Here is a 20,464-nt window from a genome sequence, read left to right on the forward strand (position 1 = left end):
TCAGCGGTGGGGATGGCTGACCGGTTAAATAAGGGCCCCGTGGCAAGTGACTGGCGGTTATATCACGCGGCCTTTGGCTGTCGGTGCCAGAATCCCAAGCTTCTGACTGAGTGAAAACCATGCCGCGCCCCATTCTCGCCACCATCCATCCCGCAGCGCTTCGCCACAACCTGGAGCGGGTGCGGCAGGCGGTCCCTGATGCCAAATTGTGGGCCGTGGTCAAAGCCAATGCCTATGGCCACGGTATCGACCATGTGTTCGAGGCCCTGCGTGGTGCCGATGGTTTCGCCCTGCTCGACCTGGCCGAGGCCGAGCGCGTGCGCCAGCTGGGCTGGCGCGGCCCCATCCTGCTGCTGGAGGGGGTATTCGAGCCGCGTGACCTGGAACTGTGTTCACGCCTGTCCCTCTGGCATGCCGTGCACTGCGACGCGCAGATCGACTGGCTGGCCGCGCACAAGACACAGAACGGCCACCGGGTCTTCCTCAAGATGAATTCCGGCATGAACCGCCTGGGCTTCACGCCTGAGCGCTTCCGTGCGGCCTGGGCACGGCTCAACGTCCTGCCCCAGGTGGAGGAGATCTCGTTCATGACCCACTTCAGCGATGCCGACGCGCCAGCCGGCCTGCCCGGCATCTCGGCACAGCTGCAGCGCTTTCATGACACCACGCGCGACCTGCCCGGCGAGCGCAGCGTGGGCAACAGCGCGGCCACGCTGCGCCATGGCGAGGACGCCCTGGTGCGTTGCGACTGGGTGCGCCCGGGCATCGTGCTCTATGGCAGCTCGCCCGACTACCCGTCCCGCTCGGCTGCCGACTGGGGCCTGCTGCCGACGCAGACGCTCAGCTCGCGCATCATCGGTGTGCAGCAACTGTCGGCGGGCCAGAGCGTGGGCTACGGCTCGCGCTTCACCGCCGACGGCCCGCTGCGCCTCGGTACCGTGGCCTGCGGCTATGCCGACGGCTATCCGCGCCACTGCGGCACGGGCACGCCCGTGCTCGTGAACGGCGTGCGCACCCGCACCCTGGGCCGCGTGAGCATGGACATGCTGGCCGTGGATCTGACACCCGTGCCCGATGCAGGTCTGGGCAGCGAGGTCACGCTGTGGGGCCGTGCCGGCAATGGCGTGGTGCTGCCCATCGACGAGGTGGCCGAGGCGGCGGGCACGCTGGGCTATGAGCTGATGTGCGCTGTCGCTGCCAGGGTGAGCAAGGCGGTCGACTGATCAGGGCGCGGCCTCGACGCTGCCCTTCGCGCGCTCCAGCAGTGCCATCAATTGCTGCTGCGCTGCGGGCTCCCAGTCCCCGAGCAGCCGCGCCGCCAGTGCTTGGCGCGACTGGCGCAGCCTGTCGAACAGCGCTTGCCCCTGGGCGCTCAGGCGCAGGCAGCGCACCCGGCGGTCGTGCGCGCCGGGCTCGCGCTCCAGCCAACCCCGTTCCTGCAATTGCGCCAGCATGCGCGCCAGCTGGGCCTTGTCCATGTGGCTGTGGTCCACCAGCTCCTTTTGCGTGCGGCCCGGATGCCGGCCCACGAACATCAGTACCCGCACTTCGTTGGGCGTCAGCTCGGTCCCCAGGGCCTCCATGTCCTCGCGCATGCGCGCACGGAACAGATGCAGTAGTTCGTGCATGGCCTCGAAGAGGTCGGCCGGCAGGGAGGAATTCATGGCGTGGACAAGGTTGTATGTTGACAAAGTCAACGGATTGGAGAGAATTGGTGGACTAAATCAACATTTTAGGCCGTCGCAGGCCGATTGACCAATGAACTTGCTTCATCCAGCCAGATCTGCCGGCCTGTCCGCCGCCGTGCAGGCTCCCGTCGTCGAGCGGGTGCGCCATCCCTTTCGTGCCCGCCATGTGCAGTTGCTCTCGCGCGAGCAGCCCAGCCCCGGCTTCGTGCGCCTGACCCTGGGCGGGCCCGAGCTGGAGGATTTCGCCAGCGCGGGCTTCGACGACCACGTCAAGCTCATCCTGCCCCAGGCAGGGCGTGATCTGCCTGCGCTGCCCGTGCTGCTGGACGGGCGCCCCACTTTCGTGGAGGACGAGCGCCCCACGCTGCGCGACTACACGCCGCTGCGCTACGACGCGGTGCGCCAGAGCCTGGTGATGGACTTCGCGCTGCACGATGCGGGACCGGCCACCGAGTGGGCGCTGACCGCCCCGCTGGGCCAGTGGGTAGGTCTGGCCGGGCCGCGCGGCAGCCTGGTGATTTCCGCCGGCCTGTCATGGCACTGGCTGTTCGGCGATGAGACCGCCGTACCCGCCATCGAACGGCGCCTGGCCGAGCTGCCTGCCGGCAGCCGTGCCGTGGTGCGCGTTCAGCTGCGCAATCCGGCCGACCGCCGCGAGTGGAGCAGCGCCGCCCAGCTCGATTGCGCCTGGGTGGATTCGCTGGCCGATGCCGTGCAGGCGCTGGAGCTGCCCGGCGGGGATGGCTATGTCTGGGCCGCGGGCGAGCACGGCGCCATGGCCGAGCTGCGCAGGCTGCTGCTGGACAAGGGCGTTGCACCCAGGCGCATGCGCGTGGCGTCGTACTGGAAGCAGGGCATGGCCGATCACCATGAGGATCTCAACGATCCGAGCTGAACGTGGCCAGGGCGGGGTCTGTCCCCGCAACACGGACGAAAAAAAGCCCACCGAAGTGGGCTTTTTCCGTGGTGGTTGCGCGAGAAGGATTTGAACCTCCGACCTTTGGGTTATGAGCCCAACGAGCTACCAGACTGCTCCATCGCGCGGCAATTACACTCATTCGCCCCTTTTGGAGGCGAAGAGCTGCATTGTAGCGCAGATTTCATCGCTTCGCAACTACCCGTGCCTGAAGCGTGCTCGCCACGTGCTCTGTGGGTCCGCTCGGCATGGTGTCCGACACACGGTCGGAGACAAAACCGCGGCCATGCTGGCGGCGGAGCTTGCAGGGGCGAGCGCTCAGACCATGGTGGTGTTGTCGACGATCGAAGTCCAGGACCTAGCAGATGCATCAGGCAGGCGCAGCGGACCTGTTTTGACGAACTCCTGGCAGTGCTTGTCAAGAAGCTAGTTTGAAAGGTCAAGTTTGGAAAACTCACTCAGTTCGGATTGAATGGTTTGAGAAAACTCCTGACGATTCATGCCGGGTAAGTCCATGGCCATCACATCGTACAGCTTGGCTGTCTCGGGGTTTTTTATCACAGTCTGAATATCATCGAAAATCTGCTGAGCGATCTCATCGCTGAGGCCGGCAGGGCCAAAAAGTCCCAACCAACTTGGAAGCAACGGCGTGTAGCCAAGTTCCGTGCCTGTCGGTATGTCGGGCGCCATTCTGGCTCTTTTCTTCGATGAAATAACTGCCAGTGCACGGATTTTTCCATTTTTTATGAAGCCGATGGAATCGGCCAAAGGGCCAAACATCACATTGATCTGGCCCCCCACCAAATCGGACAAGGCTGGGGCTGCTCCTTTGTATGGGACATGCAGCAGTTCGATATTGAATTCTTTTTCGAACTGTTTGCCGCCAATTTGCAGGGTGGTACCTAGTCCTGATGATCCATAGCTGTATTTTTTGGGGTTTTCCCTGGAAAGATTGATGAACTCTTTCAGATCCTTTGCGGCCAGACTGGCATTGATCTGGATGACGTTGATGGGGTGCGCCACAGCGGCGATGGCGACAAAGCTTTTGACCGGATCCCAGGGGAGCCGTACCCCTGTGCTTGGGAATACAGTGTGGCTGCTGGTGCTGGCAAGCAGCAGTTGATATCCGTCAGGAGCGGCCTTGGCGACTCTGGCCGTTCCCAGGCTGCCGGAGGCTCCCGCAACATTTTCGACAATGACGGATTGCTTCCACTTCTTCGAAAGCCCAATTGCAAGCGAGCGAGCCACCTTGTCGGTTGCCCCGCCAGCAGAGAAAGGTACGACGATGGTTACCGGCTTGCTGGGGTAGTTCTCGGCGTAGATGGAAATGGAAGTGAGCAAGCTCGTGAATAAAATAATCAGTGAATGGTGCATGGTCTTCTCCGCTGTGCAGGAGTTCAGAAAAGATGGCGGGTGCTTTTCATGAAGTGATGGTGGATGAGATAACGCTTTTCACGGTTCTTTTGCACATTCCAAGATAGCTGTTGATGTCCAGGGCGGCGATCAGGGCGCTGCGGTCGAGGTGCATGCTGATTTCTTTGTTGGAAATCAAGGCTTCCAGAAACGAAGGATTGCCTGGATCCTGTTGCTTTATGACGGTGGTGACCAGGTGATGTGCATGTTCATGCCCGATTTTCTCTCCTAACTTCATCATGACTGATTCAGCCATGATCTGGCCATGGGAGAGGTTGAGATTCAATGCCATTCGATTGCGATCAGCTTTCAACTCTCCTGTAATGTGCATTAGGCCAGCTACAATGCCCGCAGCAAGAACGAATGAGTTGGGGATTGCAATCCATTCCACGCTCCATGCGGTGGCATCTCGCTCGAATGCATGCACTGAGTTGTTGATGACGACTTGAGTCTGAGACCGCATGAGACGACATGCCGCAACGACGGTTTCCGATGCGATGGGATTTTTCTTTTGTGGCATTGTGGATGATCCGACATGCCCGCCAGAAAGTGGTTCAAATAGTTCCGCAACTTCGGTGGATTGATGCCGAATTATTTCGGAAGCGATACGTTCGGCGGCACAAGACATGTTGTCCAGGCTTGCCAAGATCGATCTGATCCGATCTCTCGACGTATGCCATGGCACGTCGCAATAATTCAGATCAAGCCGCTGGCAAAATTCCCGACGTACTTGATCCACGTTGGGTCCATAGGCTACGGATGTTCCGGCGGCTCCAAACAGGGAGCCACACAGATTGTGCTTCTGATGTTTTAGCGCCAATGAAACGCGTTGCAATTCATCTGTCCAAATGGCTACTTTGTGGCCTAATGTGACAGGGAGGGCATGTTGACCGTGGGTGCGTCCAGCCATCGTAAATTCATTCCAGACATCGATCCTGGACTTCAGGTTATCTATTGATTTCTGAAGCCCTTCATCGATCTCTTGCAAGGCACGCTTGATCTGAAGAACGGCTGCCGTATCGACAATGTCCTGGGTGGTGGCCCCCCAATGAACCCAGGCGCCGGCCTCACCCGCCTGACGGGCAATCTCTCTGACAACAGGTACTAGAAGGTGACCTGTTTCACGGACTTCCTGTTCGATACTGTCCAGGTCAAAGTCGGCTCTGTTGCAAACGGTAATGATGGCTTCACTGGATTGCATGGGAATCACTCCTGCGCTAGCCTGAGAGGCTGCTAATGCGGCCTCGACCGTTGCCCAGTCTTTGACGATGGAGCTGTCGGAAAATATATCTCGCATCGAACCGGTACTGAAGCCATTTCTGAGAAATCTGCTGCCAATTCCGAATGTCATGTTTGCCTCCTTTGCTAGTGCTGAGGGGAACTTTAGTAGATTGATTATTTGCGGGTAGAGGATATTTCCAGTTGTTGCAAAGAGATGGTGATGATTTGATTTTTGTTGCTTTGTGGGCAACAATTTCAATCTGTTGTGAACGGCGCGTTGCAGCGCCGTGGGCCCGGCGGCGCCAGGCAGAGAGCGAGTCCATGCGTTGTGTGCTTTGCTTTGTTGTTTCTTTCGTAGACTTGAAGCGAGGGTGCAAATGATTCCACCGAATGACATCGATCTTGTCGATATCGAGATTATTTCCTGCCTGAGAAAATATCGTAGCTTCACCAGTCTGGCCTCTCATCTGTCCTTGACGACTTCGGCGCTCAGTCGTCGGATTGCTCGTCTCGAGAAAATTCTGGGGGGGAGGCTTATTGAGCGTACAACGCACATGACAGGATTGACGCGTTTTGGTGAATTCTGCGCATCCAACATCGAGCCGGTTTCTGAACTGCTGAAGAAAAAGCTCAACGAGATTGAGAGCTACACGGAATATGAGAGCATCAGAATTTCCATGGCTTGCATTCCAACGATTGCAATGGCAGTCTTGCCAGAGAGTCTTGGTGTATTCCGTCAGCACCATCCTGGTGTACGTGTCATGGTCCGGGAGGCGGGCAGTGAAGCGGTTCGCTCCCTGGTTTTCAATCGCGCTGTCGAGTTTGGGGTCACGAATATCCGTGAGGATCCGAGTGACCTCATGTGCGAGATTATTTCAAATGATCCATACTATCTGATTTGTGCCTTGAGTCACCCACTGGCGCAAAGGGATTCCATTCAGTGGAGCGAGCTGTCTGAGCATCGCCTGGTGGGATTCAGTTCAGAGAGTATCGGTAGAAAATATATCGATGATGCATTGCGGCCGCACGGAATTTCCCTTGCATGGGAAGATGAATATGATTCCGTAGGCATGTTGATCGAGTGCATCAAGATGGGAACGGAAGTGGCTATTATTCCCTTTTTGGGGTTGGGTAGGCATCCGTATGCCTGTATACCTTTGGTGAGTCCGGTTCTATTCAGGAAAATATGCCTGGTCCGGCGTTGCAACGATGAACTGAGTGCCCCTGCCAAAATGTTGTGGGAAATCGTGGCCGGTATTGCTGCGAGAATTTCGGCGGAGGAAATGCATCGTCAGATCCAGCGACGATTGAAGCTGCTTGAGCGTTGAGCCGGACTTTCAAGAGTCTGGCAGGTACACCCGAACACGAGCAGGCCGTCGGTATAGTGTCAGGCCCATGGCCAAAGACAAAACCACGTTCACCTGCAATGCCTGCGGCGGCACCAGCCCGCGCTGGCTGGGCAAATGCCCGTCCTGCGGCGCCTGGAACTCGCTGGTCGAGACGGTGGCCGAGCCTGTGGGCGGCGGCAAGAACCGGCTCAGCCAGCCGCAAGGCTATGCGGGCCTGGCCAACGCGCAGCCCGTGACGCCGCTATCGGCCATCGAGGCGCAGGACGTGGCGCGCACGCCCAGCGGCATCGAGGAGCTGGACCGCGTGCTGGGCGGCGGTGTGGTCGAAGGCGGCGTGGTGCTGATCGGCGGCGACCCGGGCATCGGGAAATCCACGCTGCTGCTGCAGGCCATGGATGCCCTGCACCGCATCGGCCTGCCCACGCTGTATGTGACCGGTGAGGAAAGCGGTGCCCAGGTCGCGCTGCGCTCGCGTCGGCTGGGCCTGGAGGCCAGCCAGGTCAACGTGCTGGCCGAGATCCAGCTGGAGAAGATCCTCGCCACCATGGAGGCCACGCAGCCGGCCGTGGTCGTCATCGACTCCATCCAGACCGTCTATTCGGATCAGCTGTCCTCGGCCCCGGGCTCCGTGGCCCAGGTGCGCGAATGCGCGGCGCACCTCACGCGCGCGGCCAAGACCACGGGCATCACCGTGATCCTGGTCGGCCACGTGACCAAGGAAGGCGCGCTGGCCGGCCCGCGCGTGCTGGAGCACATGGTGGACACCGTGCTCTACTTCGAGGGCGACACGCACAGCAACTTCCGCCTGGTGCGCGCCATCAAGAACCGCTTTGGTGCCGTCAACGAGATCGGCGTCTTCGCCATGACCGAGAAGGGCCTCAAGGGCGTGACCAACCCCAGCGCCATCTTCCTGTCCCAGCACAGCGAGCCCGTGCCGGGCTCCTGCGTGCTGGTCACGCTGGAAGGCACGCGTCCCATGCTGGTGGAGATACAGGCCCTGGTCGATCAGGGCGGTCCCGCGCCCCGGCGCCTGTCCGTGGGCCTGGACCGCGACCGCCTGGCCATGCTGCTGGCCGTGCTCAGCCGCCATGCGGGCGTGGCCTGCGCGGACCAGGACGTGTTCGTCAACGCCGTGGGCGGCGTGCGCATCAGCGAGCCGGCGGCCGACCTGGCCGTCATGCTGTCCATCACCTCCAGCCTGCGCGGCCGGGCCCTGCCAAAAGGCTTTCTGGCCTTTGGCGAAGTGGGTCTGGCCGGCGAGGTGCGCCCCGCGCCGCGCGGCCAGGAGCGCCTGAAGGAGGCCGCCAAGCTGGGCTTCACCATGGCCGTGGTGCCCAAGGCCAACGCGCCGAAGAAGGCCATCGCCGGACTGACCGTCCACGCGGTCGAGCGCGTCGACGAGGCCATGAACATCGTCAGAGGGATGGGCTGACGCGCTTGCCGAGCGCATTGCGGGGGCATACGCACTGTCCGCAGCGGCTCCGCCATGCCTCCATAAGACAATCGGCGCCATGAATTTGCGCAATATCCTGATTCCCCTGGGCCTGCTCGTACTGCTGGTGGCTGCGCACCAGTCCTATGGATGGATGGGCGTGGTGGCCGTGGGCGGCGGCATCATGATGTGGCTGCTGTTGCACTTCACGCGGCTGATGTCCATCATGAGGAAGGCCTCGGACCGGCCCATGGGCTATGTGGGCAGCGCCGTGATGCTCAACGTCAAGCTCAAGCCCAAGGTGTCGCTGATGCATGTGGTGGCCATGACGCGCTCGCTGGGCGAGCGCCTGTCCGAGGACGGCGCCCAGCCCGAGATCTATCGCTGGACCGATGGCACGCAGTCGCACGTGACCTGCGAATTCTTGCATGGCCGCCTCATGAAGTGGGCGCTGGTACGCCCCACGCCACAGCAGGACGAAGAGACGCCGGTCGCCCCCGCGCCCTAAAATAGCGGGTTGGCGTTCTGTTCAATACCCCCAAGGATGTTCCTATGAGCCCCGTTGTTCCTTCGATGGCCGACCGTGACGGCAAGATCTGGATGGATGGCCAGCTGGTGGACTGGCGCGATGCCAAGATCCACGTGCTGACCCATACGCTGCACTACGGCTGCGGCGCATTCGAGGGCGTGCGGGCCTACAAGACAGAGCAGGGTCCGGCCATCTTCCGCCTGGAAGACCACACCAGACGCCTGTTCAACAGCGCCAAGATCCTGCGCATGCAGATCCCGTTCACGCAGGACGCGGTGAACCAGGCCCAGGTCGAGGTGGTGCGCGCCAACCGGCTGGAGTCCTGCTATCTGCGCCCGCTGACCTGGATCGGTGACCGCAAGCTGGGCGTCTCGCCCAAGGGCAACACCATCCACCTGATGGTCGCGGCCTGGGCCTGGGGCGCCTACCTGGGCGAGGAGGGCATGCAGCGCGGCATCCGCGTGAAGGTCTCCAGCTTCACACGCCACCACGTGAACATCACCATGAGCCAGGCCAAGGCGGTGAGCAACTACACCAACTCCATCCTGGCCAACACCGAGGCCCTGGACGATGGCTACGACGAGGCCATCCTGCTGGATGCCTCCGGCTTCGTCTCCGAAGGCTCGGGCGAGAACATCTTCGTCATCAAGGACGGCGTGGTCTACACGCCCGATTTGTCGGCCGGCGCGCTCAACGGCATCACGCGCAACACCGTGATGCACATCTGCAAGGACCTGGGCCTGGAGGTGGTGCAAAAGCGCATCACCCGCGACGAGCTGTACATCGCCGATGAAGTCTTCTTCACCGGCACGGCCGCCGAAGTCACGCCCATCCGCGAGGTGGACCGCATCGAGATCGGCGCTGGCAGCCGCGGTCCCCTCACCGAAAAGATCCAGCAGGCCTTCTTTGACATCGTCAACGGCCGCAACCCCAAGTATGCCCACTGGCTGACCCGGGTCTGAACCCCTTTAGAGACCCACGAAAGAGATACGCAAGCATGACAAAGAACGCCACCGTCGAACTGGCCGCCAAGGACCTCAATGCCCAGGGCGGCGTGTTCTGCCCCAGTCCCAAGGCCGACATGAAGCTGTGGAACAGCCATCCCAAGGTCTATCTGGACGTGGCGCACACCGGCGAGGCCAGGTGCCCCTACTGCGGCACGCTGTACCGCCTGAAGGCCGGCGAGGTCTTCGCGGGCGGGCATTGAAAAAAGCGGGCCCCGGCCCGCTTCGTGCGTCTCAGCGCGGCGAAAGCGCGCGGCTCCAGATGCTGCCCGGCGCGGCACCTCCATGCAGGGCCAGCATCTCCGTGAAATGCCGCCGTTCACCGCCGCGCAGCTTGACGATGGGCGCCGCAGCGGCGGGTGCCGGTGCCAGGCACAGCTGGGGATAGAGCAAATACCATTTCCAGCGCAACGCGGCCTGGTAGAAGAAGGCCGTGTCCTCGGCCTTGAACAGGCGAAGGCGTGCATCGGGCGTACGGCGCATCACCTGCTGGGCGGCGACATGGATCAGAAGGTAATCGGGATCCGGAATGCCTTGCAGGCTCTCGGCGCCGCCAGGCCGCGACTTCAGCCGCTGCAGGTAGGGGCCGGGGCCCTCGGTGATCAGGGCCTGGTGAAACTCCTTTTGCCATTCCGATACAAAGCGCGAGCCGGCGGGAGCGCAAAATGCCCAGCTTTCGATGACGGGGTGGCGCTCGTCGGTGGTGAAGCCCTGGAGGTAGAAACCGGCCAGTTCGCTGGATTGCGTGCCCTGCATCCAGTCCAGCGGGCGGGTCAGCAGCGTGGTGGCGTCGAACCAGTAGCCGCCGTGGCGCGCCACCAGATAAAGGCGCAGCCAGTCCGACTGCTTGGTGGGATGGAGCTGGCCGAACTGCGCGGGCAGGTCGCCCGGCGGCACATGCTGGTCCAGGTTGTGGGGTCCCACGACGACGATGCGATGGTCCGGGCATTGCCGCTGCCAGCTGTCCACGCATTGCTGCACGAAGGGGTCCAGGGCGGACTGGTTCCAGTAGGTCCAGATCGTCCTGGGGATCGCCGCGGCCTGCCCATCGCTCGCCGCAGGCGACAGGGGCAGTTGCACAGGCGCAGGCATGGTGTAATCTGCGCCGATTCTGGAAGGGGCCGCCCAGCGATGGAGCAGCCTGAATAAGACCGCAGGAATTTTTTTCATGAGCGGATGGAAAGCGGAATGCCCGCATTTTGGGGCAGAAAGTCGCGGTCTTGATGAGATTTGACACGTCGAAGCTGCCAGGGTACCTCACCACCGTGGCCGCTGTTCTGGTGCCCGGGCTGGCCTTGTGGCTGCGCTCGGGCTATTCCTATGGCGCCGGCCTCATGGTCCTGGGCGCCCTGTGTTTTCTGCCCCGCTGGGTCAGATACCGGCAGTCCTGCGGCACCTGGCTGCTGGTGGCGCTGTTCCTGGGCATGGCGGTGATGTGGTACTTCCTGTCCGTGCTGGACGGGGGCACCGGGCAGTTCGACCGGCCCGTGAAATTCATCCTGGGCGCGGTCAGCCTGCTGTTCGCCATGTGCTATCCGCCCACGGCGCGGATCTTCCTGTGGGGCATACCGCTGGGCAGCGCAGGCGCGGGCTTCATGGCGCTGTGGCAGGTCTGCGTGCTGGACATGGAGCGGGCCACCGGCTACACCAATGCCATCCAGTGGGGCAACATGGCCTTGCTGCTGGGCTGCTTCTCCTGCATCTATGCCATGTCCTTCTGGCACCGGCGCTCCCTGCTCTGGCGCCTGCTGGTGCTGGTGGCGGCCGCGCTGGGGGCGCTGGCTTCGCTGCTGTCGGGCTCGCGCGGTGGATGGCTGGCGCTGTTGCCGATGTTCTTCATGCTGATGGTCCTGGTGCGCATGTACCGGCCGCAGTACTTTGGGCGTCTGCTGCTGGGCTGCGCGGCATTGCTGGTTGCGCTGGCTACCGTGACGGCCTTCATCCCGCGTGTCAGCGAGCGCGTGGATGAGGTCTACCTGGACGTGCACACCTACCTGCAGACAGGCAACTCCAACACCTCGCTGGGCACCCGGCTGGAGCAGTACCGGCTGGCCGTGCAGATGATCGGCGAGAAGCCCCTGCTGGGCTGGGGCATGCGGGGCTATGTGGACGAGATGCACCGCCGCGTGGACGCGGGCGACTATGGCCAGTCCATCCGCGAGTACAACTTCATCCACAACGACTTCCTGGACATCTGGGTCAAGCTCGGCGTGCCGGGCGTGCTGCTGCAGGCGGCGCTGTTCATCTCGCTGCTGGGGCTGTTCTGGCCCTCGCGGCGGCGCATGGCGCTGTGGGATGCGGACAGCCCCCCCTGGCGCGAGGCCCTGCTGCTGCGTATCCTGGGCAGCCTGATGCCAGCCATGTACCTGGCGTTCGGCATGTCACAGCAATTTTTCGTGCACAACAGCGGCATCGTCTTCTTCGTCTTCCTCGTGGTGGCCCTGTGGTCATCGCTGCACGGCCTGGAGAGGGCCAGCGGAGCCGTGCGGTGACGGAGCGCGCCACCACGGCCCGGCCCCGGGTGCTGCACTTCGTGACGGGCGGCTTCTCGGGTGCCACCCAGGTGGCGGTGGACCTGGTGTCGGCGCACCGCGCGTCGGGCCGCTTCGACGCCAGGCTGGTCTTGCGGCGCAAGCGCAATACCTCCGATGAACGCGTGCAAAAGCTGCGCGACGGCGGCATCGATGTCGATGTGGTGGCCGGCTGGTCCCATGCCGCCACCGTCTGGCAGTTGCGCCGCATCTGCCTGGACTTTCGGCCGGACATCGTCGTGGCCCATGGTTTCAGCGACCACCTGTGGGGCCGCTTTGCGGCGCTGTGGGCTGGCGTGCCCTGCCTGGTGCATGTGGAACACAACTCGCGCGAGCGCTACACGCGCTGGCGGCTGGCGCAGGCCCTGTGGCTGACCGAGCGCACGGCCGCCATCGTCGGCTGCTCCGAAGGCGTGCGCCAGAGCCTGCAGGACCGTGGATTTCCTGCCGCCAAGCTCTTGGCCATCAGCAACGGCATCCAGCCCGAGCCCTATCTGCAGGAGCCACCCCCCTTGCTGCAGCGCCGCCCGGACATCGTCATGGCGGCGCGCTTTGCACGGCAAAAGGACCATGCCACCTTGCTGCGCGCCCTGGCCGTGCTGCGCCAGCGCGGCCTGAAGCCCACTCTGACCCTGGCCGGCGGCGGCAAGGCACGCGCCCGGCAGGCTGCGCAGCGGCTCAGCGCCGAACTGGGCCTGCAGGACCAGGTGCAATTCATAGGCATGTGCAATGACGTGCCCGGCCTGCTGCGCGCGCACCGCGTTTGCGTGCTGGCCACGCACTACGAGGGCATGCCCCTGTCCCTGCTGGAAGGCATGGCGGCGGGCTGCGTGGTGGTGGGCAGCCGCGTGGTGGGCGTGCAGGAGGTGGTGCGGCCCGGCGACAACGGCCTGCTGGCCGCGCACGCCGACCCCGAATCGCTGGCCGACGCCCTGCAGCAGGCGCTGCAGGATGACGAGGCCGCCGTGCGCATGGCTGCCACTGCGCGGCAGGAGGCGCTGTCGCACTACAGCCTGCAGCGCATGACTGGCCAGTACGAAGACCTGTTCGCTCGCTTGCTGCGGGGGGAGCGTTCGTGACCTGGCTCAGCATCCTGGTGCCCGTCTACAACGTGCTGCCCTACCTGGAGGAATGCCTGCAGTCCGTCATGGAACAGGCCGATGCCGGCGTGCAGGTGCTGGTGCTGGACGACTGCTCCACCGACGGCTCCTGGGCCCTGATGCAGCAGCTGGACCAGCGCTGGCCCGGCCGCCTGCAGCTCATGCAGCACGAGCGCAACGCCGGCCTGAGCGCCGCGCGCAACACCATGATCGAGGCGGCCGCGGGCGACTACCTGTGGTTCCTGGATTCGGATGACAAGCTGCTGCCTGGCGCGATTGCGGGGCTGTCGGCCATCGTGAAACAACATGCGCCCGATGCCGTGCTCTGCGACTTCTCCGTCTGGCGCGAGGCACCGCGTCTCAAGCACCGCCTGCGTGGCGAATCGCACCGGCACAGTTTCCAGGGGCCCACGCTGCAGTGCTCGCAGGACCGTGGCGCCCTGCTTGCCGGCCTGCTGCGCACGGGCCAGCTGCATGCCTGGTCCAAGATCTCGCGCCGCAGCCTCTGGGGCGCAGACCTGCGCTTTCCGGCCGGCCGCTACTTCGAGGACATGATGACCATGCCGCAGATGGCGTTGCGCTGCGGCAGCTTCTATTACTGCCCCCAGCCGTGGGTGGCCTACCGGCAGCGTGCCAACTCCATCCTCGCGTCCATGACACCTGCCAAGGCGGCGGACCAGTCCGCCGCCCTGTGGCCGCTGGCGCAGGCCATTCGGGACGACGCGCTGCGCAATGACGCGCGCCTGCAGTTCGCCTTCGCGCACCAGGCCGCGCGCAACCTCATCGGCGCCCTGCGCTTTCTCGACCGGCAGCGGGACATGCCGCCAGCGCAGCGGCAGGCACTGGCACAGCAGTTCCTGGCGGACTTCGGCCGCATCTCTCCGCTGTCCCTGCCGGCCTTGCGTCAGGCCTATCTGCGGCGCGGCTGGTGGCTGCGCGCATGGAAGCTGCGCAGCTGGGCGGGCCGCGCACAGCAGCTGAGAACACCGGGAGCCCCTACATGAGCGGCCTGAAACTGAAAACCCGTGGCGAGCTGTGGCTGGCGGCCGGCATGCGCCGCTTCTACGCCATCTTCCCTCGCCGCCTGGAGCAAGGCCCCACGCCCGATTTCCGCAGCCATGACATCGGGCCTGCAACGCCTGCGCCGCTGTCCACCCCCATCCCGCGCATCATCTGGGCCTACTGGAATGGCGACTCGGTGCCGCTGCTGATACAGCGCTGCTTCGACAACTGGGCCCGCCTGAACCCCGGCTACAGCCTGCGCATCCTCAACGATGCGCAATTGCCCCAATACGTGACGCAACTGCCCGGCAACCTGCAGCAATTGCCGGTGGCCAAGCGATCGGACTGGCTGCGGCTGGAGCTGCTGCACCGCCACGGCGGCATCTGGCTGGATGCCAGCACCATCCTCACCGAGCCGCTGGACTGGCTGCTGGCGCAGCAGCAGCGCACCGGCGCGGACTTGGTGGCCTACTACCTGGAGCGCTATACCCGCGATCCGCAGGTCCCGGTGGTCGAGAACTGGCTGATGGCAGCACCGCCCGGCAGCGCCTTCATCGCTGCGCTGCATCGCGAATATGTCGAACAGGTCCTGCCCCGCACGGGGGAGGAATACATGGCCGTTCTCCAGCAGGCCGGGCAGTACGAACAACTGCGCCAGGGCATCGACATGCCGGCCTATCTGAGCATGCACCTGGCCATGCAGCGGGTGCTGCGAGCAGGTGGCTCCTACCGCCTGTGCCTTGCCAAGGCCGAGGACGGGCCCTTCTTCCTGCATGTGCAGGGCGGCTGGGGCCGCACCCCGCTCAAGGTCCGCCTGATGTTCTCGCGCGCCGAGCAGGCGCCCGTGCCCCTGATCAAGCTGCGCGCGCCCGACCGCAAGAAGCTGGACCATTACCTGGAGCGCGGCCTGTACGTGCCCGACAGCATCGCCGACCGCTATCTGCGGGCCTGACGAACCGGGCCTCAGGCCAGCGGCAGCCGCAGCACGAAGCAGGCGCCCGGCTGGCCGTCGGCGCGGCCCTCGCAGTGCACGCTGCCGCCGTGGCGCTGGGCGATGGAGCGCACCAGGGCCAGGCCCAGGCCCACGCCGCCCGAGCGCTCGCTGGCGCCGGGCAGGCGGAAGAACTTCTCGAAGATGCGTTCGCGGTGCGCGGGCGCCACGCCGGGGCCGTGGTCGCAGACGCGGATCTCGGCCATGGCGCCCTGGCGTGCCAGCTCCAGCGTGACCTCGCCCTGGCTGTAGCGGCGGGCATTCTCCAGCAGGTTGCGCACGGCGCGGCGCAGCAGCTTGGCGATGCCGGGCACCTCCAGTGCCTCGGTCGATTGCAGGTCCAGGTCGGCATCCACGCGCGCGCATTCCTCGGCGGCCAGGCCGATCAGGTCCACGGGCTCGACCGTGCCCACGTCGCCTTCATAGGTTTCCAGCCGGCTGGCCAGCAGGATTTCGTCCACCAGCTGGTCCAGCTCGCCGATGTTGCGCTGGATCTCGGCGCGCGCGCGCGCGCTGGCCGGATCAGCGCCCATGAACTCCAACCCCATGCGGATGCGCGTCAGCGGTGAACGCAGTTCGTGCGAGGCATTGGCCAGCAGCGACTTGTGCGAGGTCACCAGCGCTTCGATGCGTGCGGCGGCGGCGTTGAACTGGTGGGCCAGGTCGGCGACCTCGTCGCTGCCGTGCTCGGGCACGCGCACCGACAGGTCGCCCTCGCCGAAGCGCTTGACGCCACGCTGCAGGTTCTCCAGCCGCTTGAGCAGGCGCCGGATGATGGGAAACACGCCCACCGCCACGGCCACGCCCACCAGGCCCAGCAGCCACAGAAAGCCGAAGGGCGGGCGCAGCCAGAAGGCCACGATCCCGTCGTGCGGCGGGCGGTCGCCGCGTGGCGGGCGTGGCGCCATGTGCAGCAGGTAGCTTTGCCCGTCCGTGCCCTGGATCTCGAAGCGCAGACCCTCTTCGGGTGATCCGGGAAGGCGGCGGGCCCGGCCCTGGGCGATCACCTTGCCGTCGGCATCGCGCATGGCAATGTCGCGCGAGGGGGGCGAGCCGGCGCTTTGCACGTTCTGCGCATTCTGTTCGGCCGCGATCTGCCAGGCCCATGCCACCGTCAGCGTGAGCACGGCCACGCCGCCGACCACGGCCAGCCAGATGCGCAGGTACAGGCGCTGGGAAAAGATGCGCAGCAGGTTCATGCGACCGTCAATCCTGCTGCTTGGCGAACACGTAGCCTACGCCGCGCACCGTGAGGATGCGCTTGGGTGTCTTGGGGTCGGCCTCGATGGCGGCGCGGATGCGGCCCATGTGCACGTCGATGGAGCGGTCGAAGGCCTCCAGCTCGCGGCCGCGCACGGCCTCCATGATCTGGTCGCGCGTGAGCACGCGGCCCGCGCGTTCGGCCAGCGTGACCAGCAGGTCGAACTGGTAGGAGGTCAGTTCGCAGGGCTGGCCGGCCACGGTGACGCTGCGCGCATCGCGGTCGATCTCCAGGCTGCCGAAGCGCAGGGCCGTCGCCGAGTGGGTGGCGGCCGTGCCCTCGGTGCCGCCACGCCTGCGCAGGATGGCGCGGATGCGCGCCAGCAGCTCGCGCGGCTCGAAGGGCTTGGGCAGGTAGTCGTCGGCGCCGATCTCCAGGCCGATGATGCGGTCCATGGGATCGCCCTTGGCCGTGAGCATCAGCACCGGCACCTGGGCCGCCGAGCCTGGCAGGGCGCGGATGCGCCGGCAGACCTCCAGGCCGTCCATGTCGGGCAGCATCAGGTCCAGGATCACCAGGTCGGGCAGGTCGGCATCGGGCTGCAGTCGCTCCAGGCCGCTGCGGGCATCGCCCATGTGCGTGACCTGCAGGCCGTTGTTGCCCAGGTAGTCGCCCACCATCTGCGCGAGGCGGGTGTCGTCTTCGATCATCAGCAGGTGATGGGTGCTCATGGGGGGCAGTGTAGTCATGCGGGGGCCTGGCGTCGTGTTGCGACGACCATGCTCGCAGCGCGCGGTCAGCCGCGCTTGTCGCTTGCGTAAAGTTCGGTAAACAGTCGTCAGCCCCGGCGGCCCACGGCCTGCACGCGCGAGGCCAGGGCGATCAGCAGCAGCACGGGCAGGCCGAGCAGGGCCGTGGCGTGGAAGAAGTTCTGATAGCCGTGCGCATCGACGAAGGCGCCGGAAAACCCCGCCAGCCACTTGGGCGCCAGCAGCATCATGGAACTGAACAGTGCGTACTGGGTCGCCGAGTACTGGACATTGGTCAGCCCCGACAGGTAGGCGATGAAGGCAGCCGATGCGATGCCGCCGGCCAGGTTGTCGGCGCTGACCACGAAGACCAGGGCCGTCACGTCGTGGCCGCGCGTGGCCAGCCAGGCGAACAGCAGGTTGGTCGCCGCCGAGAGCACGGCGCCCAGCATCAGCACGCGCATCACGCCCCAGCGCATGGCCAGCGCGCCGCCCAGAAAGGCGCCGGCCAGCGTCATCAGCACGCCGTAGATCTTGGTCACGGCGGCCACCTCGTCCTTGGTGAAGCCCATGTCCACATAGAAAGGGTTGGCCATGATGCCCATGACCACGTCGCTGATGCGGTAGATGGCGATCAGGCCCAGTACCAGCAGCGCCTGCCAGCGGTAGCGCGCCAGGAAGTCGGCGAAGGGCTCGATCAGGGCGCCCCGCAACCATTCGACGGCGTTGCGCGCCGGGGCCTGGGGGCGTGGCGCGGGCTCGGGCGAGAGCAGCACGGTCAGCAGGCCCACGCCCATGGAGGCCGCCATGACCAGGTAGGCGAAGCGCCAGGCGCCGCTCTGGTAGCCCGCCGTGCCTGCGACTTCGGCGCGTGCCGCCAGCCACAGCACGCCCGCGCCGGCCCAGATCATGGCCAGGCGGTAACCCGTCTGGTAGGTAGCGGCCAGCGCCGCCTGGCGGTCGGCATCGGCCGATTCGATGCGGAAGGCATCCAGCGCGATGTCCTGCGTGGCCGAGCCGAAGGCCACGGCCAGCGCGCACCACACCAGCGGCGTGAGGGAGGCGCGCGGATCGTTGAAGGCCATGCCGCACAGGCCGGCGACCACCAGCATCTGCGCGAAGACCAGCCAGCTGCGACGTCTGCCCAGCCAGCGCGTGAGCAGGGGCAGCGGCATGCGGTCCACCAGCGGCGACCAGACCCATTTGAAGGCATAGGCCAGCCCCACCCAGCTCAGGTAGCCGATGGTCGTGCGGTCGATGCCCGCCTCGCGCAGCCAGAACGACAGCGTGCCCAGCACCAGCAGCAGGGGCAGGCCGGCGGAAAAACCCAGGGCCAGCATGCGCAGGCTGGCCGGCTCGGCGTAGACACGCCAGGTGTCGGCCCAGCTGCGGCGGGGTGCCGGGGTGGGGGGTGGGGGGGCGGCAGAAGGGGCAGTGGGGGTGGACGGCTCGGTCATGTTCGGTGGCGGCAGGCTGCGGCCATTATCTGCGCCTGCGATGGCGCCATCGGTCGCGCGCTACCATCGCGAACACAGGACACTGCCATGGCCTACACCCTTCCTTCCCTCCACGCCGATGCCGCTCTCGCGCCCCTCGGGTCGGTGCGCAGCTACAGCGGCGAGCACCAGGCCCATGCCCATGGCCATGCGCAAATCCTCTATGCCCTGCAGGGGCGCATGGAGCTGGAAGTCGGCGGGCGCAGCGCCTTCGTCGATGCGGTCAGCGGCATGCTGATCCCGGCGGGCACCGACCATGGCTACCTGGCCGCGCCGGATTCGCGCGTGTTCGTCATCGATGCGCCATCGGGCCCGGGCCTGGACCGGATACGGCGCTTTTCCGTGCCGCCGGCCCTGCGCGGCCAGGCCTCGGAAGGTCCGGCGTCCGCGCAGCTGGCCCAGGTGCTTCAGGCCCCGGGCCTGCTGGCGCGGCGGGGACTGGACCTGCAGCAGCTGGCCACGCGCGTGCAGGGCGCGCTGCACGAGGACTGGCCCACGGCCCGCCTGGCCGCGCTGTGCCACATGAGCGCGCAGCGCTTTCATGCCCGCTTCGTGGAACTGGCGGGACAGCCGCCCCAGGCCTGGCTGCGCGGCCTGCGCCTGGATGCCGCAGGGCGCTGGCTGGCGCGCGGACTGCCGCTGGAGGCCACGGCCCTGCGCTGCGGCTATGCCTCCGCCAGCGCCCTGGCCTATGCGCTGCGGCGCGACCGGGGCGTGACGGCGCGGCAACTGCGCGGCTAGCGCCTGGTCGCGGTCTCCGGACTACAAGTGTTTCTCGACAAATGCCCCACCGCGCCAGGCGCAACATGGGCACCATGGTTCGCAATTCTTCAGCTTCTTCTTCGGCCATCGGCATTGCCTTCGTTTCCGTGGCGGCCGTGCTCTGGGGCACGACGGGCACGGCGCAAAGCCTGGGCGCGGGCGGGCTGTCACCCTTCTGGGTGGGGGCCGCGCAACTGGCGGTCTCCAGCCTGTTCCTGGGCGCGCTGCTGGCGGCCTCCCATCTGCGCTGTGTCCGCCAAGGCGGGCCGCGCCAGGCCGGGCCGCGCCAGGCCTTGTTGCCCAACCCTGTCCATCGGGGCCTGCGCCGGTCGTGGTTCCTGCTGGCCTCCCTGGGCATCGGCGGCTACAGCATCTTCTTCTACGAGGGCGTCACGCGCACCGGCGTGGCCGTGGGCACGGCCGTGGCCATCGGCAGCGGCCCCATCTGGGCCGGACTGATGCAGGCCCTGGTGCTGCGCGCGCCGTTGTCCCTCCTGTGGTGGGGCGGGACCCTGGTCAGCGTGGCCGGCGGCGCGGCCATGGTGATGGCCAGGGGCGGCGGCACGCTGTCCTGGAGCGGCCTGGTCCTGTGCCTGCTGGCGGGGCTGTCCTATGCGGGCTATGCATTGATCAACAAGCGCCTGGTCACGCACATGCCGCCCCGGGTGGTGAACTTCTATGTCTTCACGGGCGCGGCCTGCATGGCCGTGCCGATCGCGCTGGCGCAAAGCGGCCTGCCCCAGTGGAGCCTGGCAGCCGTGCTGGTCGTGGTCTACCTGGGCGTGGTGGTCTCGGGCCTGGCGCACATGCTGTTTTCCATCGGCTTGCGCAGCATCTCGGGCCCCACGGGCGTGACGCTGAGCCTGATCGAACCCGTGGCGGCCTTCGTGCTGGCCGTCTGGATCGTGGGCGAGCACCAGCCGCTGCAATCCTGGGTGGGGCTGCTGGCGGTGCTGGCCGGGCTGATGGTGGTGATAGGCGCAGAGATGCGTGCGCAGCGCGCCGTGGCCGCCGCGCAGATGGCGTAACTCTTTGTAGGCCTGCGCCGCTTTCAAGATGCGCAGTTCTCTGCATTGGCCG

Annotated in this window: 20 protein-coding genes and 1 tRNA gene; 13 read left to right on the forward strand and 8 right to left on the reverse strand. The window is 65.4% G+C overall.

The window, feature by feature from the left end; translation table 11 throughout:
- The first annotated feature begins 119 nt into the window (after positions 1–119).
- Positions 120–1,223: an alanine racemase gene (gene alr, locus L1Z78_RS01615; protein WP_234639841.1), complete on the forward strand. Its 1,104-nt coding sequence runs from the start codon at positions 120–122 to the stop codon at positions 1,221–1,223.
- Here the strand turns inward: alr and L1Z78_RS01620 are convergent, their stop codons facing one another.
- A complete protein-coding gene (locus L1Z78_RS01620) occupies positions 1,224–1,664 on the reverse strand; it encodes a MarR family winged helix-turn-helix transcriptional regulator (RefSeq protein ID WP_234639842.1) in 441 nt (146 codons plus the stop codon).
- Between the two features lie 94 nt (positions 1,665–1,758).
- Between L1Z78_RS01620 and L1Z78_RS01625 the strand changes: the two genes are divergently transcribed.
- On the forward strand, positions 1,759–2,583 hold the full coding sequence (locus L1Z78_RS01625) for a siderophore-interacting protein (protein ID WP_234639843.1): 825 nt from the start codon (positions 1,759–1,761) through the stop codon (positions 2,581–2,583).
- A gap of 72 nt (positions 2,584–2,655) precedes the next feature.
- Here the strand turns inward: L1Z78_RS01625 and L1Z78_RS01630 are convergent.
- The 3 genes from L1Z78_RS01630 to L1Z78_RS01640 form a co-directional block, all read right to left on the reverse strand.
- A tRNA-Met gene (locus L1Z78_RS01630) sits at positions 2,656–2,732 on the reverse strand.
- Positions 2,733–3,030: 298 nt separating this feature from the next.
- Entirely contained in the window at positions 3,031–3,978 is a 948-nt protein-coding gene (locus L1Z78_RS01635; protein ID WP_234639844.1) for a Bug family tripartite tricarboxylate transporter substrate binding protein, read from the reverse strand.
- 46 nt (positions 3,979–4,024) lie between these two features.
- Positions 4,025–5,368, reverse strand: coding sequence for a class-II fumarase/aspartase family protein (locus tag L1Z78_RS01640; RefSeq protein WP_234639845.1), 1,344 nt, complete (start codon positions 5,366–5,368; stop codon positions 4,025–4,027).
- A 247-nt stretch (positions 5,369–5,615) separates the two neighbouring features.
- Between L1Z78_RS01640 and L1Z78_RS01645 the strand changes: the two genes are divergently transcribed.
- The 5 genes from L1Z78_RS01645 to L1Z78_RS01665 all read left to right on the forward strand — a co-directional run bounded on the left by L1Z78_RS01645 (position 5,616) and on the right by L1Z78_RS01665 (position 9,755).
- Positions 5,616–6,566 (forward strand): LysR family transcriptional regulator, encoded by a 951-nt coding sequence (locus L1Z78_RS01645; RefSeq protein ID WP_234639846.1) that lies wholly within the window; start codon positions 5,616–5,618, stop codon positions 6,564–6,566.
- Positions 6,567–6,633: 67 nt separating this feature from the next.
- Positions 6,634–8,019, forward strand: coding sequence for a DNA repair protein RadA (radA, locus tag L1Z78_RS01650; RefSeq protein WP_234639847.1), 1,386 nt, complete (start codon positions 6,634–6,636; stop codon positions 8,017–8,019).
- 79 nt (positions 8,020–8,098) lie between these two features.
- Positions 8,099–8,527, forward strand: a complete 429-nt coding sequence (locus L1Z78_RS01655) for a glycerate kinase (protein WP_234639848.1) — start codon at positions 8,099–8,101, stop codon at positions 8,525–8,527.
- A gap of 44 nt (positions 8,528–8,571) precedes the next feature.
- On the forward strand, positions 8,572–9,510 hold the full coding sequence (locus L1Z78_RS01660; RefSeq protein WP_234639849.1) for a branched-chain amino acid transaminase: 939 nt from the start codon (positions 8,572–8,574) through the stop codon (positions 9,508–9,510).
- A gap of 35 nt (positions 9,511–9,545) precedes the next feature.
- The gene (locus L1Z78_RS01665; protein ID WP_234639850.1) at positions 9,546–9,755 is read left to right on the forward strand and encodes a zinc-finger domain-containing protein; all 210 of its coding nucleotides are present in this window, start codon (positions 9,546–9,548) and stop codon (positions 9,753–9,755) included.
- 31 nt (positions 9,756–9,786) lie between these two features.
- Here L1Z78_RS01665 and L1Z78_RS01670 read toward each other — a convergent pair whose 3' ends face one another.
- The gene (locus L1Z78_RS01670; RefSeq protein WP_234639851.1) at positions 9,787–10,644 is read right to left on the reverse strand and encodes a glycosyltransferase family 32 protein; all 858 of its coding nucleotides are present in this window, start codon (positions 10,642–10,644) and stop codon (positions 9,787–9,789) included.
- A 131-nt stretch (positions 10,645–10,775) separates the two neighbouring features.
- On the opposite strand from L1Z78_RS01670, the gene L1Z78_RS01675 reads away from it, so the two are divergent.
- Genes L1Z78_RS01675 through L1Z78_RS01690 form a run of 4 tightly spaced genes read left to right on the forward strand, consistent with a single transcriptional unit; the run spans position 10,776 to position 15,137 of the window.
- Complete coding sequence (locus L1Z78_RS01675) at positions 10,776–12,044, forward strand: O-antigen ligase family protein (protein ID WP_234639852.1); 1,269 nt, start codon at positions 10,776–10,778, stop codon at positions 12,042–12,044.
- The gene (locus L1Z78_RS01680) at positions 12,041–13,162 is read left to right on the forward strand and encodes a glycosyltransferase (protein WP_234639853.1); all 1,122 of its coding nucleotides are present in this window, start codon (positions 12,041–12,043) and stop codon (positions 13,160–13,162) included. Before L1Z78_RS01675 ends, L1Z78_RS01680 begins: the two co-directional genes overlap by 4 nt.
- Positions 13,159–14,187, forward strand: a complete 1,029-nt coding sequence (locus L1Z78_RS01685) for a glycosyltransferase family 2 protein (RefSeq protein WP_234639854.1) — start codon at positions 13,159–13,161, stop codon at positions 14,185–14,187. The genes L1Z78_RS01680 and L1Z78_RS01685 overlap by 4 nt, the downstream gene beginning before the upstream one ends.
- Positions 14,184–15,137, forward strand: coding sequence for a glycosyltransferase family 32 protein (locus tag L1Z78_RS01690; protein WP_234639855.1), 954 nt, complete (start codon positions 14,184–14,186; stop codon positions 15,135–15,137). The genes L1Z78_RS01685 and L1Z78_RS01690 overlap by 4 nt, the downstream gene beginning before the upstream one ends.
- A gap of 11 nt (positions 15,138–15,148) precedes the next feature.
- Here L1Z78_RS01690 and L1Z78_RS01695 read toward each other — a convergent pair whose 3' ends face one another.
- The 3 genes from L1Z78_RS01695 to L1Z78_RS01705 form a co-directional block, all read right to left on the reverse strand.
- Positions 15,149–16,375: an ATP-binding protein gene (locus L1Z78_RS01695; protein ID WP_234639856.1), complete on the reverse strand. Its 1,227-nt coding sequence runs from the start codon at positions 16,373–16,375 to the stop codon at positions 15,149–15,151.
- 7 nt (positions 16,376–16,382) lie between these two features.
- Positions 16,383–17,126 (reverse strand): response regulator, encoded by a 744-nt coding sequence (locus L1Z78_RS01700; RefSeq protein WP_234639857.1) that lies wholly within the window; start codon positions 17,124–17,126, stop codon positions 16,383–16,385.
- 89 nt (positions 17,127–17,215) lie between these two features.
- A complete protein-coding gene (locus tag L1Z78_RS01705) occupies positions 17,216–18,583 on the reverse strand; it encodes an AmpG family muropeptide MFS transporter (protein ID WP_234639858.1) in 1,368 nt (455 codons plus the stop codon).
- A gap of 87 nt (positions 18,584–18,670) precedes the next feature.
- Here L1Z78_RS01705 and L1Z78_RS01710 point away from each other — a divergent pair, with 87 nt between their 5' ends.
- Both L1Z78_RS01710 and L1Z78_RS01715 read left to right on the forward strand, forming a co-directional pair.
- A complete protein-coding gene (locus L1Z78_RS01710; RefSeq protein ID WP_234639859.1) occupies positions 18,671–19,363 on the forward strand; it encodes a helix-turn-helix domain-containing protein in 693 nt (230 codons plus the stop codon).
- A 74-nt stretch (positions 19,364–19,437) separates the two neighbouring features.
- The gene (locus tag L1Z78_RS01715) at positions 19,438–20,412 is read left to right on the forward strand and encodes a DMT family transporter (protein WP_326491981.1); all 975 of its coding nucleotides are present in this window, start codon (positions 19,438–19,440) and stop codon (positions 20,410–20,412) included.
- Positions 20,413–20,464: the final 52 nt, after the last annotated feature.

The sequence above is a fragment of the Delftia tsuruhatensis genome, from assembly GCF_903815225.1.
Taxonomy (GTDB): domain Bacteria; phylum Pseudomonadota; class Gammaproteobacteria; order Burkholderiales; family Burkholderiaceae_C; genus Comamonas; species Comamonas tsuruhatensis_A.

Coding starts and splice junctions, on each gene's coding strand:
- alr (WP_234639841.1), top strand. CDS start 120: ATGCCGCGCCCCATTCTCGCCACCATCCATCCCGCAGCGCTTCGCCAC.
- L1Z78_RS01620 (WP_234639842.1), bottom strand. CDS start 1,664: ATGAATTCCTCCCTGCCGGCCGACCTCTTCGAGGCCATGCACGAACTA.
- L1Z78_RS01625 (WP_234639843.1), top strand. CDS start 1,759: ATGAACTTGCTTCATCCAGCCAGATCTGCCGGCCTGTCCGCCGCCGTG.
- L1Z78_RS01635 (WP_234639844.1), bottom strand. CDS start 3,978: ATGCACCATTCACTGATTATTTTATTCACGAGCTTGCTCACTTCCATT.
- L1Z78_RS01640 (WP_234639845.1), bottom strand. CDS start 5,368: ATGACATTCGGAATTGGCAGCAGATTTCTCAGAAATGGCTTCAGTACC.
- L1Z78_RS01645 (WP_234639846.1), top strand. CDS start 5,616: ATGATTCCACCGAATGACATCGATCTTGTCGATATCGAGATTATTTCC.
- radA (WP_234639847.1), top strand. CDS start 6,634: ATGGCCAAAGACAAAACCACGTTCACCTGCAATGCCTGCGGCGGCACC.
- L1Z78_RS01655 (WP_234639848.1), top strand. CDS start 8,099: ATGAATTTGCGCAATATCCTGATTCCCCTGGGCCTGCTCGTACTGCTG.
- L1Z78_RS01660 (WP_234639849.1), top strand. CDS start 8,572: ATGAGCCCCGTTGTTCCTTCGATGGCCGACCGTGACGGCAAGATCTGG.
- L1Z78_RS01665 (WP_234639850.1), top strand. CDS start 9,546: ATGACAAAGAACGCCACCGTCGAACTGGCCGCCAAGGACCTCAATGCC.
- L1Z78_RS01670 (WP_234639851.1), bottom strand. CDS start 10,644: ATGCCTGCGCCTGTGCAACTGCCCCTGTCGCCTGCGGCGAGCGATGGG.
- L1Z78_RS01675 (WP_234639852.1), top strand. CDS start 10,776: ATGAGATTTGACACGTCGAAGCTGCCAGGGTACCTCACCACCGTGGCC.
- L1Z78_RS01690 (WP_234639855.1), top strand. CDS start 14,184: ATGAGCGGCCTGAAACTGAAAACCCGTGGCGAGCTGTGGCTGGCGGCC.
- L1Z78_RS01695 (WP_234639856.1), bottom strand. CDS start 16,375: ATGAACCTGCTGCGCATCTTTTCCCAGCGCCTGTACCTGCGCATCTGG.
- L1Z78_RS01700 (WP_234639857.1), bottom strand. CDS start 17,126: ATGACTACACTGCCCCCCATGAGCACCCATCACCTGCTGATGATCGAA.
- L1Z78_RS01705 (WP_234639858.1), bottom strand. CDS start 18,583: ATGACCGAGCCGTCCACCCCCACTGCCCCTTCTGCCGCCCCCCCACCC.
- L1Z78_RS01710 (WP_234639859.1), top strand. CDS start 18,671: ATGGCCTACACCCTTCCTTCCCTCCACGCCGATGCCGCTCTCGCGCCC.
- L1Z78_RS01715 (WP_326491981.1), top strand. CDS start 19,438: ATGGTTCGCAATTCTTCAGCTTCTTCTTCGGCCATCGGCATTGCCTTC.